Origin of the sequence: Pseudomonas sp., from assembly GCF_030690725.1 — a bacterium.
GTDB lineage: Bacteria > Pseudomonadota > Gammaproteobacteria > Pseudomonadales > Pseudomonadaceae > Aquipseudomonas.
Map to the genome: position 1 here is coordinate 152,666 of NZ_JAUYGD010000033.1, position 12,265 is coordinate 164,930.

The 12,265-nt window shown below is 62.4% G+C and carries 10 protein-coding genes; 8 read left to right on the plus strand and 2 right to left on the minus strand.

From position 1 onward, the window contains the following. Window positions 1–119 precede the first annotated feature (119 nt). The 4 genes from tsaB to Q8O69_RS07215 all read left to right on the plus strand — a co-directional run bounded on the left by tsaB (window position 120) and on the right by Q8O69_RS07215 (window position 2,845). Entirely contained in the window at window positions 120–800 is a 681-nt protein-coding gene (tsaB, locus tag Q8O69_RS07200) for a tRNA (adenosine(37)-N6)-threonylcarbamoyltransferase complex dimerization subunit type 1 TsaB (RefSeq protein ID WP_305590790.1), read from the plus strand. Window positions 801–933: 133 nt separating this feature from the next. Beyond that, complete coding sequence (locus Q8O69_RS07205) at window positions 934–1,275, plus strand: hypothetical protein (protein ID WP_090387935.1); 342 nt, start codon at window positions 934–936, stop codon at window positions 1,273–1,275. A 3-nt stretch (window positions 1,276–1,278) separates the two neighbouring features. Next, entirely contained in the window at window positions 1,279–2,139 is an 861-nt protein-coding gene (locus tag Q8O69_RS07210) for a DUF72 domain-containing protein (protein ID WP_305590792.1), read from the plus strand. 13 nt (window positions 2,140–2,152) lie between these two features. Next, a complete protein-coding gene (locus Q8O69_RS07215; RefSeq protein ID WP_305590794.1) occupies window positions 2,153–2,845 on the plus strand; it encodes an extensin family protein in 693 nt (230 codons plus the stop codon). 69 nt (window positions 2,846–2,914) lie between these two features. Here Q8O69_RS07215 and Q8O69_RS07220 read toward each other — a convergent pair whose 3' ends face one another. Beyond that, window positions 2,915–3,679: a hypothetical protein gene (locus Q8O69_RS07220; protein WP_305590796.1), complete on the minus strand. Its 765-nt coding sequence runs from the start codon at window positions 3,677–3,679 to the stop codon at window positions 2,915–2,917. A gap of 106 nt (window positions 3,680–3,785) precedes the next feature. Here Q8O69_RS07220 and Q8O69_RS07225 point away from each other — a divergent pair, with 106 nt between their 5' ends. Next, window positions 3,786–4,574: a class I SAM-dependent methyltransferase gene (locus tag Q8O69_RS07225; protein ID WP_305590798.1), complete on the plus strand. Its 789-nt coding sequence runs from the start codon at window positions 3,786–3,788 to the stop codon at window positions 4,572–4,574. Window positions 4,575–4,592: 18 nt separating this feature from the next. Here the strand turns inward: Q8O69_RS07225 and Q8O69_RS07230 are convergent, their stop codons facing one another. Continuing rightward, window positions 4,593–5,231 (minus strand): TetR/AcrR family transcriptional regulator, encoded by a 639-nt coding sequence (locus Q8O69_RS07230; RefSeq protein ID WP_305590800.1) that lies wholly within the window; start codon window positions 5,229–5,231, stop codon window positions 4,593–4,595. 91 nt (window positions 5,232–5,322) lie between these two features. Here Q8O69_RS07230 and Q8O69_RS07235 point away from each other — a divergent pair, with 91 nt between their 5' ends. The 3 genes from Q8O69_RS07235 to Q8O69_RS07245 all read left to right on the plus strand — a co-directional run bounded on the left by Q8O69_RS07235 (window position 5,323) and on the right by Q8O69_RS07245 (window position 11,335). Beyond that, entirely contained in the window at window positions 5,323–6,444 is a 1,122-nt protein-coding gene (locus Q8O69_RS07235) for an efflux RND transporter periplasmic adaptor subunit (protein ID WP_305590802.1), read from the plus strand. Between the two features lie 5 nt (window positions 6,445–6,449). Next, on the plus strand, window positions 6,450–9,530 hold the full coding sequence (locus Q8O69_RS07240; RefSeq protein WP_305590804.1) for an efflux RND transporter permease subunit: 3,081 nt from the start codon (window positions 6,450–6,452) through the stop codon (window positions 9,528–9,530). Window positions 9,531–9,895: 365 nt separating this feature from the next. Beyond that, a complete protein-coding gene (locus Q8O69_RS07245) occupies window positions 9,896–11,335 on the plus strand; it encodes a sodium:solute symporter family protein (RefSeq protein WP_305590806.1) in 1,440 nt (479 codons plus the stop codon). Window positions 11,336–12,265: the final 930 nt, after the last annotated feature.

The following is a 12,265-nucleotide window of genomic DNA, read 5'->3' on the forward strand; positions in this document are numbered from 1 at the left end:
CCCGCTGCGTGCCTGTAGTTCTTCGAGTCCGCTCGTGTGACAGCCCCTAATGATTGCGCTGGAAAAAAAAGCCCCAAGCCGTTCTAATGCCGATCCATTTCGTCACCTGTCCGAATGCAATGACCACTCTCCTGGCCCTGGATACCGCCACCGAAGCCTGCTCCGTTGCCCTGCTGCATAACGGCCAGGTGCTCAGCCATTACGAAGTGATTCCGCGCCTGCATGCCCAGCGTCTGCTGCCGATGATCAAGCAGCTGCTGGCCGATGCCGAAGTGCCGTTGTCGGCGCTCGATGCGATTGCCTTTGGTCGTGGCCCGGGTGCTTTTACCGGCGTGCGAATTGCTATCGGCGTGGTGCAGGGGCTGGCCTTTGCCCTGGAGCGCCCGGTGTTGCCGGTGTCCAACCTGGCCGTGCTGGCTCAGCGCAGCTTGCGCGAACACGGCGCGCAGCAGGTGGCGGCAGCCATTGATGCACGCATGGATGAAGTCTATTGGGGCTGCTACCGCGCCGAGCAGGGCGAAATGCGCCTGGCCGGCGTCGAGGCGGTATTGCCACCGGAGCGCGCCAGCCTGCCGGGCGATGCCAGTGGTGACTGGTTTGCCGCAGGCACTGGCTGGGGCACCTTTGCTGCGCGTATTCCGGTTGCCGTCAGCGGGCAGGATGCCGCCATGTTGCCGCACGCCGAAGACTTGCTCAGCCTGGCGCGCTTTGCCTGGGCCCGTGGTGAGGCGGTGGTCGCTGACCTGGCGCAACCGGTTTACCTGCGTGATCAGGTGGCCACGCCCAAGGCTCCGGTTTAAACCGCCGATAGCGGCGCACCTTCTGTCGCGCATATTGCCGCGTTACGCCGCGCTTGATTGCCAAGCCGGTCTACGGGGGCTAAATTGCCATCACTTGTGTCCATCGTTGGCTAAGCAAGCCGAGCAGTAACTGATGCGTATCGACGGTTTTACTTCCTCTTATTCGCCAGACCGCAGTGCCCGCCCGGGCTCTGCGGTTACGCCATTTCGCGAAGCGCAGCGCGAGATTGAGGAACGTCGTGAGCAGCCCGCATCCCCAGCCAGCACCCAGGGCTTCGAACAAGTTGCCCAGGCGCGCAAGGTCGAAGCCAGTAATGCCAGCAGCGACAGCCTGCCATCGCGCCTGCAAGACCAGCTCTACCAGCCGCCGCTAAACAACCGCGCCGCCCAGGCGTTGGCCAGCTACAGCTCAACCGCCAGTTTCGCCAGCGAGACGGATGCCCAGCAGGTGCTCGGCCTCGATCTTTACGCCTAATTAATGTTGCCTTACTACCTCGGTTGCCCGTCATGGAGCGAGCCCGCCTGGCGCGGCTCCTTGTATCCAGACGGCTGTCGCAGCGCCGACTTTCTGCCGTTGTATGCCCAGGTGTTCAATGCCGTTGAGGGCAATACCACTTTCTACGCAAAGCCTTCTGTCGATAACGTGGCCCGTTGGGCCGAGCGCATGCCAGCGCATCTGCGCTTTTGCGCCAAGTTGCCGCGCGAGATCAGCCATAACGGCGACCTGCGTGACCAACTGAGCGCCACCGAGGATTTCCGCCGTCTGCTGGCGCCGCTGGGTAAGCGGGTGGCGCCGTTCTGGTTACAGCTGCCGGCGAGCTTTGGCCCGCAGCGTCTGGCGGAGCTGAGCGCGTTTATCGAGCCCTGGCAGGCCGAGGAGCTGGCCGTCGAGGTGCGTCATCCGGCGTTCTTTGCCAAAGACGAGGAGGAGCGCAGCCTTAATCGCCTGCTGCATGGCCGTGGTATCGAGCGTATCTGTCTGGATTCGCGGGCGCTGTTCAGCTGCGTCTCCAGCGCACCAGCGGTAATGCATGCGCAGGCGAAGAAGCCGCGCTTGCCACTGCGGCCCACGGCCTTTAGCCAGGCGCCGCAGCTGCGCTTTATTGGCCACCCCGAGCTGTTGGCCAATGATCCGTTTATGGCGCCCTGGCTGGACAAGGTGGCGGGCTGGATCGAAGAAGGCCGCACGCCTTATGTCTTTCTGCACACTTCGGACAACCGCCTGGCGCCGCAACTGGCGCAGCGCTTCCATCAGCAGTTGATGTTGCGTCTGCCTGGGTTGGCGGCCTTGCCGCAGGTGCAGGCCGAAGATCAGGTCGAGCAGTTAGGTTTGCTCTGATAGGCTGCGCCGCATGAGCTTCTTTCGTGCCTTTCTTATTCTTTGTGTAGTGCTCGCCGGCCTGTTGTTGGCAATTTGGCGTGGCTGGCTGGAGGTGCCGCCGCGCTGGAATCCCTGGGCGGTGCTGGATATTCGCGAGGCGCCGAACCTGCTGACCAGCTTTAAACTCTGGCGGCTGCAGGATGATCCGGCGTTGTGTCAGCAGGCCTTGAACACCTCCTCACTGCGCTTTACCCCGCAGGCCGACAGTAGCCCGGAAGCGGCCTGTCCGCTGAACAACACCCTGCGTGTACACAGCGCAGGTGTTGCGTTTAGCAGCAGCTTTATCGCCAGCTGCCCGCTGGCAGCGGCCTTTGCCCTGTTCGAGCAGCATGATCTGCAGCCAACTGCCCAGGCAGTGTTTGGTCAGCGGGTGGCGCGGGTCGAGCATGTCGGCAGCTTCGCCTGTCGCACCATTGCCGGCAGTCAGCGGCGTAGCCAACATGCCTCGGCGAATGCGCTGGATATCATCGGTTTTCGCCTGACCGATGGCCGGCGCATCAGCGTGCTGCAGGATTGGCCCAAGCAGGGCAAGAACGCCGAGTTTCTGCGCCAGGTGCAACAGGCTGCCTGCAAGCGCTTTAACACCACCCTGGGGCCGGAGTACAACGCCGCGCACCGTGACCACTTTCATGTGGATATGGGGCTGTGGCGGATGTGCCGCTAGCAGGTTGTTGATGGTGTTGGGCTTCGTGCCTCAGCGCCAACCTACAACTGCCCCATGTCTGCTGTCGTGCTAACGCTGCGCCAACAATAGATCGGCTGCCTGACCGCTGCGGCCGTCGGCGAATTCGAAGCGGCCGAGTTGGGCGATTTCGTCATAGGCGCCCAGGGCAATCTTTACGTCGCGTGCTTGCAGGTCGATGGCGCTGACCCCGGCTTGGCTCAGCGACTGGCTGGATTGCCGGCCCTGAGCATCGAAGCGCAGCAGGCTCAGGCGCTCGAAGATCGCATCCTGGTTGTCGATGCGGCCATCGCCGTTGTCATCGTACTTGCGCAGTTCGGCAAAGCCGTTGGCCGCGCCGTTCTGGTCGCCGAACAGTTCGCGACCATCATCAATGCGGCCGTTGCCGTTGCGGTCATAGGCGAGCAGGGCATCGTCGCCGATGGGCACGCTGATCTGGTCGAGTTTGCCGTCGGCATCCAGGTCAAAACGTACCGAACGATTCAGGCCGCTGGTGCTGAAGCCGTTGCCGGCCAAGTCGAGCACCAGGGGATCGGTTTTCTTCGGTTCGGCGTTGATATTGACGTTCAGCTCCAGCTCGCGCTGGGCGGCCAACTCCTGAAAATCACTGGCCTGGGCGGTGACGGCGGGTGGCTCGCTGGGCGTTTCTGGCGGGCTGGCGGGCGCCTTGGCTTCGGCTTCATCGGGCATCAGGGTGCGCCGCAGGATCTGATAGTCCAGCGAGGCGCGCTTGCCTTCCTCCAGTGTTTCGCTGATCGAACTGGTGTTGGCGGCCGAAGGGGCGGCGCTGCGCGGGGCGGAAATTACATCGAACATGGCGAACTCGGTGCGGCTGGAAACTGCCGGGTCTGGCAAAATGCCGCTCAGGCAGGTTATCGGCTGCTTTTCCAGTCAATTGAGTGATTTTTGAGCACATTTTCTGATGAGTGATGAGCGGCTAATAGCCAGAATTCGTATGCAAGCCCTAGCGCCCCATTTGCAGGCTGCGGCTGAAACCTGGGCGGCGCGCCTGGGTTTACCGCTGGAGGGCGACAGCGAGTTTGCCTTGCAACTGGGTGAGGGCGGCTTGCAGCTGGTTGAACTGGGCCCGCAAGCGCCCGGGCCGGTGAAAGTGGATTTTGTCGAGGGCGCGGTGGCGCATCGCCGACTGTTCGGTGGCGGCAGTGGGCAGATGATCGCCAAGGCGGTGGGCGTGCAAGCCGGGGTGCGCCCGACTGTGCTGGATGCCACGGCCGGCCTGGGGCGCGATGCCTTTGTGCTGGCCAGTCTGGGTTGCCGCATGACCTTGATCGAGCGTCAGCCGCTAATTGCTGCGCTGCTGGAAGATGGTCTGGCCCGTGCGGCGCTGGATCGTGATGTGGCGCCGATTGCCGCGCAGATGCAGCTGCGCGGCGGCAACGCCATCGAGCTGATGCGCGCCTGGCAGGGTGAGCCGCCGCAGGTGATCTACCTCGACCCGATGTTCCCGCATCGCGACAAGAGCGCGCTGGTGAAAAAAGAAATGCGCCTGTTCCGCCCCTTTGTCGGCGATGACCTGGACGCGCCGGCGCTGCTGGAAGCGGCGTTGGCGCTGGCCAGCCATCGGGTGGTGGTCAAGCGTCCGCGCAAGGCTCCGCTGATTGAAGGCGCCAAGCCGGGCTATGCCCTGGAAGGTAAATCCAGCCGCTACGACATCTACCCGAAGAAGAAGCTGCAAGCCGCCAGTGAGTAACGCTGGCGACGCCTTGCCTTAGTCGGCGCGGAAAGCGCGCAGAAACACCTCGACTGCATCGCGCACATGGGCTTCAGCCTCAGCGCCTTGCAGCGCCTCGCCACAGCCGATCAGCAGGCGGAAGTTGGCGCCGCCCTTGATCAGGCAGAAAAATTGATCCGCCGCGCTCAGCGGGTCGGGTACGCGCAGCTTGCCGCTCTGGTCTGCCTGGCGCAGCAGCTCTTCCATGCCGTGCAGCACGCGCTGCGGGCCGGCCTCATAGAACATCCGCGAGAGCTTGGAGTCCTGCGCTGCCAGGCTCACCATCACCCGGTGCAGTTCCACCGACTCACGGCTGTTGATCAGCTCATTGAAGCCCCGGCCGATATTCAGCAGCAGTTGTGCCACCGGCACTTCGTCGTTCAGCTCGAACAGCAGCTCCGGCAGTTGCTCCTCGCATTTGGACTGCACCGCCGCGGCAAACAGCTTCTCCTTGTCGGTGAAGTGGCTGTACACCGTGAGCTTGGAAACCCCGGCTTCCGCAGCAATCGCATCCATACTGCTACCGTCATAGCCATTGCTGAGGAAGAGGGTCTTCGCCGCTTCCAGAATGGCTTTGCGCTTGGCCAGGTCTTTTGGGCGACCGGGGCCGCTGGTTGGCAACACTTTGTTTGGCATTGGTCGTTTTTAATACTGGACTAGTGAGTTTGCTATTTTTACTATACCTGTCAGTTTAATTATTCAAAAGCCTCCACAAAGGTTAGTCATCATGTTTCGTCATGCACTGTCTGTTGCGTTGCCTGTCAGTCTTATCCTGTTGCTCGGCGCTTGCGGTAATGGCGAGCCCGCCAAGGTTGCTGTGCGCCCGGCCATGGTGGTGCAGCCACAGCTGGCTGGCGACCTGATGGACGCCTACCCGGGTGAGGTGCGTGCGCGCCTGGAGCCGGAACTGGCGTTCCGTATCGGTGGCAAGGTGGCCAAGCGTCTGGTCGATGTCGGCGCGCGGGTGAAGAAGGATCAACCCCTGGCCGAGCTGGACCCGCAGGACGTGCGTCTGCAGCTGGAAGCCATCCGCGCCCAGGTGGCAGCGGCCGAGGCCAACCTGCAGCTGGTACGCGCCGAACGTGATCGCTACAAGACCCTGCTGGCGCGCAACCTAGTCAGCCGTTCGCAGTACGACAATGCCGAGAACACCTACCGCTCCGGTGAAGCGCGGGTGAAGCAGGTGCGCGCCGAATTCAATGTGGCTAACAATCAGGCCGGTTACGCCGTGCTGCGCGCCTCGCAAGATGGCGTGGTGGCCCAGCGCATGGTCGAAGTTGGCCAGGTGGTGGCCGCTGGGCAAACCGTGTTCACCCTGGCTGCGGACGGTGAGCGTGAAGTGCTGATCAACCTGCCGGAGCAAGCCTTCGAGCGCTTCAAGGTCGGTCAGGATGTCGCGGTTGAGCTGTGGTCGCAGCCGGACCAGCGCTTCCCCGGGCGCATCCGCGAAATGTCGCCATCGGCCGATCCACAATCGCGCACCTTCGCCGCCCGCGTTGCCTTCGTCGAAGGCAAGGTGCCGGCCGAACTGGGCCAGAGCGCCCGCGTGTTTATCGCCCACAACGGCGATGTGCCGCTGGCCGTGCCACTGTCGGCACTGACGGCGGAGAAGGGCCAGCCCTACGTCTGGGTGGTCGATCCCAAGGATTCCACCCTCAAGCGCACTAATGTACGTATCGGCGCTTACGGCGAGAAAACTGTACCGGTGCTCGAAGGCCTGCAAGCCACCGATTGGGTGGTGGCGGCCGGTGGTCAGGTGCTACGCGAAGGCCAGCAGGTGCGTCCGGTTGACCGTGACAACCGTGCGGTGCAGCTGACGGCCAAGTCCGACCTGACGGTCAAGGAGTAAGCCCGATGGATTTCAACCTATCCGCCTGGGCGCTGCGCAACCGCCAGATCGTCCTGTATCTCATGCTGCTGTTGGCTGTGGTCGGGGCTATTTCCTACACCAAGCTGGGCCAGAGCGAAGACCCGCCCTTTACCTTCAAGGCCATGGTGGTACGCACCAACTGGCCAGGCGCGAGCGCCGAAGAGGTAGCGCGGCAGGTCACCGAGCGCATCGAAAAGAAGCTGATGGAGACTGGCGACTACGACAAGATCGTCTCGTTCTCGCGCCCGGGTGAATCCCAGGTCACCTTTATCGCCCGTGATTCGATGCACTCGGCCGACATTCCTGACCTGTTCTATCAGGTGCGCAAGAAGGTCAGCGATATTCGCCACACCTTGCCCCAGGGCATTCAGGGGCCGTTCTACAACGACGAATTCGGCACCACCTTCGGCAATATCTACGCGCTGACCGGTGAAGGCTTCGACTACGCCGTGCTCAAGGATTACGCCGACCGCGTCCAGCTGCAGCTGCAGCGCGTCAAGGACGTTGGCAAGGTCGACCTGCTCGGTCTGCAGGATGAAAAGGTGTGGATCGAGCTGTCCAACACCAAGCTGGCCACCCTCGGCCTGCCGCTGGCGGCCGTGCAACAGGCGCTGGAAGAACAGAACGCGGTGGCCGCTGCCGGCTTCTTCGAAACCGCTTCTGACCGCGTGCAACTGCGCGTCACCGGGCGTTTTGAAACGGTCGATGAAATCCGCAATTTCCCGATTCGCGTGGCCGAGCGCACCTTCCGCATCGCCGATGTGGCCGAGGTCAAGCGTGGCTTCAACGATCCACCCGCACCGCGTATGCGCTACATGGGCGAAGACGCCATTGGCCTGGCCGTATCGATGAAAGCCGGTGGTGACATTCTGGTGCTGGGCAAGGCCCTGGAAGGCGAGTTCGCCCGCCTGCAGGAAACCCTGCCGGCCGGCATGCAGCTGAGCAAGGTGTCCGACCAACCAGCGGCGGTGAAAACCGGCGTCGGCGAGTTCGTCCGCGTGCTCACCGAAGCGGTGATCATCGTGCTGCTGGTGAGCTTCTTCTCCCTTGGCCTGCGCACTGGTCTGGTGGTGGCGCTGTCGATTCCGCTGGTGCTGGCGATGACCTTTGCCGCCATGTACTACCTCGGCATCGGCCTGCACAAGATTTCCCTCGGCGCGCTGGTGCTGGCGCTGGGCCTGATGGTGGATGACGCGATCATTGCCGTGGAGATGATGGCGATCAAGATGGAGCAGGGCTACGACCGCATCAAAGCGGCCAGTTATGCCTGGACCAGCACCGCCTTCCCGATGCTCACCGGCACCCTGATCACCGCCGCCGGCTTCCTGCCGATTGCCACCGCGCAGTCCGGCACCGGCGAATACACCCGCTCGATCTTCCAGGTGGTGGCGATTGCCCTGCTGGTGTCGTGGATCGCCGCCGTGGTGTTTGTGCCGTACCTGGGGGCCAAACTGCTGCCGGACCTGGCCAAGCTGCACGCGGCCAAGCACGGCGGCAGCGCCGACGGTCACGACCCCTACGGCACGCCGTTCTATCGGCGCGTGCGCACGGCGGTGGAATGGTGCGTACGTCGGCGTAAAACCGTGATCGTGCTGACTATTGCGTTGTTTGTCGGCTCGATCCTGTTGTTCCGCTTTGTCCCGCAGCAGTTCTTCCCGGCGTCTGGCCGTCTGGAACTGATGGTCGACCTCAAGCTCAGCGAAGGCGCCTCCCTGGCCGCCACCGAAGAGCAGGCCAAGCGTCTGGAAAAATTGCTCAGTGGCCATGAAGGCATCGACAACTTCGTCGCCTACGTCGGCACCGGTTCGCCGCGCTTCTACCTGCCGCTGGACCAGCAACTGCCGGCCGCCAGCTTTGCCCAGTTTGTGGTGCTGGCGAAAAGCATTGAAGACCGCGAGAAGATCCGCACCTGGCTGATCGAGGTGCTCAACGACGAGTTCCCGACCCTGCGCACGCGCATCTCGCGTCTGGAAAACGGCCCGCCCGTGGGTTACCCGGTGCAGTTCCGCGTCTCCGGTGAGCATATCGACGAAGTGCGCCAACTGGCCCGCCAGGTCGCCGACAAGGTGCGCGAGAACAGCCATGTGAGCAACGTGCACCTGGACTGGGAAGAGCCGAGCAAAGTCGTGCGCCTGAACATCGACCAGGAACGCGCCCGCGCCCTGGGCGTCAGCACCGCCGACCTGTCGCGCTTCCTGCAAAGCTCGCTGACCGGCTCGCCCGTCAGCCAGTACCGCGAAGGCAACGAGCTGATCGAAATCCTCCTGCGCGGCACCCTGAGTGAGCGTCAGGAACTCGGCCTGCTGCCAAGCCTGGCGGTGCCCACCGACAATGGCCGCAGCGTGCCGTTGTCGCAGATCGCCACCCTGGAGTACGGCTTCGAGGAAGGCATCATCTGGCACCGCAACCGCCTGCCCACCGTCACCGTGCGTGCCGATGTGTATGGCAAGGAGCAGCCGGCCAGCCTGATCAAGCAGATTCTGCCGACTCTGGAGCCCGTGCGTGCACAACTGCCGGACGGCTACCAGCTGGACGTCGGCGGCACCGTGGAAGACTCCAGCCGTGGTCAGGCCTCGGTCAACGCCGGTATCCCGCTGTTTATCGTGGTGGTGCTGACCCTGCTGATGCTGCAGCTGAAGAGCTTCTCGCGCTCGGCCATGGTGTTCCTCACCGCGCCGCTGGGGCTGATCGGGGTGACGCTGTTCCTGCTGATCTTCCGTCAGCCGTTCGGCTTCGTCGCCATGCTCGGCACCATCGCCTTGTCGGGGATGATCATGCGTAACTCGGTGATTCTGGTCGACCAGATCGAGCAGGACATCGCCGCCGGCATGGACCGCTGGCACGCGATTATCGAAGCCACCGTGCGGCGTTTCCGCCCCATCGTGCTGACCGCCCTGGCGGCGGTATTGGCGATGATCCCGCTGTCGCGCAGCGTGTTCTTCGGGCCAATGGCCGTGGCCATCATGGGCGGCCTGATCGTCGCCACCGCGCTGACCCTACTGTTCCTGCCGGCGCTGTATGCGGCGTGGTTCCGGGTCAAGGAAGCGGAGTCAAGGCCTGCCTGAAGCGGCGCTTGCTGATATGAAAAAGCCAGGCCCAGCGGGTCTGGCTTTTTTATGTCTTTCGGATAGGAGATTTGCTGACCTGCTGTCAAAAATATGCAACTACCTGCAGTTGCGCTTGAACAGGTTATGCAGCGATTACAGTCTGTTACAGAGGCGTGCAGGGCGTTTTGCTGAATTATCTGCTTACGTTTCGTCGTTTTTGTTTGACATATTTTACGTATTTGCCAGACTGCGCGACCTTGGACGGGCGCGTGCAGCACCCCGTCGAGAATGGTCATAACAAAAACCTGTAGCCCATCGATCCGTCCCGCGCAGCCTGCGCGGGCCATGCATGCGGTGGGCTGACGTCTGTGGAACGGGAAAGCATGCTGATCTGGTTCGTTGCGCTCTATTTGCTGGTGACTGTCGCCATCGGTTTCTACGCCTCCACCCGGGTGCACAACACCCGCGATTTCGCCTCCGGTGGTCGTAGCATGGGCTTCCCCATCGTCGCCGCCATGGTGTTTGCCACCTGGTTTGGCAGCGAAGCGGTACTGGGCATCCCCGCCACCTTCCTCGAAGAAGGCTTTGCCGGCATCGTCGAAGACCCGTTTGGCTCCTTCGGCTGCCTGTTCCTGGTCGGCCTGATCATCGCCCGACCGCTGTACCGGATGAACCTGCTGACCATCGGTGACTACTTCAAGAAACGCTTTGGGCCGCAGGTCGAGCTGATCATCAGCCTGGTCATCGTCATGTCCTACCTGGGCTGGATCGCCGCGCAGCTGATCGCCCTCGGTCTGGTGTTCAACGTCATCTCCGACGGCAGCATCAGCACCACCCAGGGCATGTTCCTCGGCACCTTTATCGTGCTGCTGTACACCCTGTTCGGCGGCATGTGGTCGATTGCCCTGACCGACTTCTTCCAGATGATCATCATCGTCGTCGGCTTGATCTACCTGGTCTGGCTGTTCAGCGACATGGCCGGCGGCGCCGACCTGGTGATCAGCCAGGCGGCCAGCGATGGCAAATTCACCTTTATGCACGCCTTCGAGCCCAAGGACATCGTCGCCTTTATCGGCGCGGCAGTGACCATGATGCTCGGCTCCATCCCGCAGCAGGACGTGTACCAGCGCGTGATGTCGGCCAAGAGCGAGAACATCGCCGCGCGTGCCTCGATGACCGGTGCGGTGTTCTACCTCGGCTTCTGCATGCTGCCGGTGTTTCTGGTGTACGCCGCCTCGATGATCGACCCGGCGCTGGTCGAGAAGTGGCTGGCCGAAGATTCGCAGATGATTCTGCCGCTGCTGATCCTCGACAAGACCCCGCTGTTCGCCCAGATCATGTTCTTCGGCGCGCTGCTTTCGGCGATCATGTCCACCGCCTCCGGCACCCTGTTGGCGCCGTCGGTGACCCTGACCGAGAACGTGCTCAAGCGCTTTTTGCCGGTGCTTAACGACAAGCAGTTCCTGCTGCTGATGCGCGTCACCATCGTGGTCTGCGCCGTGGCCACCCTGAGCTTTGCCCTGTATTCGGATGCAAGCATCTACGAGATGGTCGGCAACGCCTACAAGGTGACCCTGGTGGCGGCGGTGGTGCCGTTGTTTGCCGGGTTATTCTGGAAGCGCGCGACCACCCAGGGCGCGCTGGTGGCCATCGCCTTTGGTCTGGTGTCGTGGATCTACCTGGAATACACCTGGACTGAGGCCGCCTTCTGGCCGCCACAGCTGGCGGGCCTGCTGTTCAGCATGGCCGGTATGTTGATTGGTACGCTGTTGCCGCAGTGGAGCCGTAACCAGAACGGCACGCTGGTGGCGCAGGCGGAATAAGCCTGGCGTTTGGTCGACTAAACCCCGCTGATTGGCGGGGTTTTGTTTTTCGGCCGGGCGAGGGCATATCGCCTCTGTAGGAGCGGCCCATGGCCGCGAACTTTGTTGTTTCTGGGATTGGTCTTTGTTTGCGCCGCTTATGTGTTGACCGGGCTAACGGTTCCGCCCTTACGGCGGCTCACTTTTGGCAAACGCCCCAAAAGTAAGCAAAAAGTCTTGCCCCTTGCATCCGGGTCTCGCTGCGCTCGACTTCCCTCGTTCCATCATTGCTCCAGGGGCCCGCCGCGAAGGGCCATCCCTGGCCCATCGCGGCTCTCGCGGCATCCATGCCGCTCAACCCCTTCCGCAACGATTCCACTCGGCCTGCTGATGGGGCGTTTCGCGTCGTCTGTGATAACGCAGAACAAACCGTAGGAACGGGCTTGCCCGCGATGCTTTTTTTTGGCTTTTACGTTCCGCTTTTGCCCTTCGCTATGCCTCCACAAATCGCCCAAACAACGCGGTCCCCGAATCCCGTCAGGAGGCCGAGCGTAGGTGCTGTGGAGAGGGGCGTTTGGCATGGATGCCAAACGAGGAACGATGGGCCAGGGATGGCCCACCGTGACGACCCTCGGAGCAGCGCCGGAGCGAGGGAAGTTGAGCGCAGCGAAACCCGGATGCCGGGCGCGCTTTCTCTTTGGTTACTTTCTGCGCGAGTGAAGAGATACGGAGCGAAGCGCAGTAACAGCCAAAGGCTGGCCCGCAGGGTGAGCGCAGCGAATCAAGTGACTCGCCGTAAGGGCGAAAGGGTGACTTACAGTTAAGGCAGATGCGGCGGTAGAGCATGTGACGACGATGGTTGGTAATGAAGGTTTGAACATACCGGTGGACAAGCTTCGCGTTGTCCACCCTACGCGCCGCACATTAGCGATCCTTGCGTAGGGTGGATGA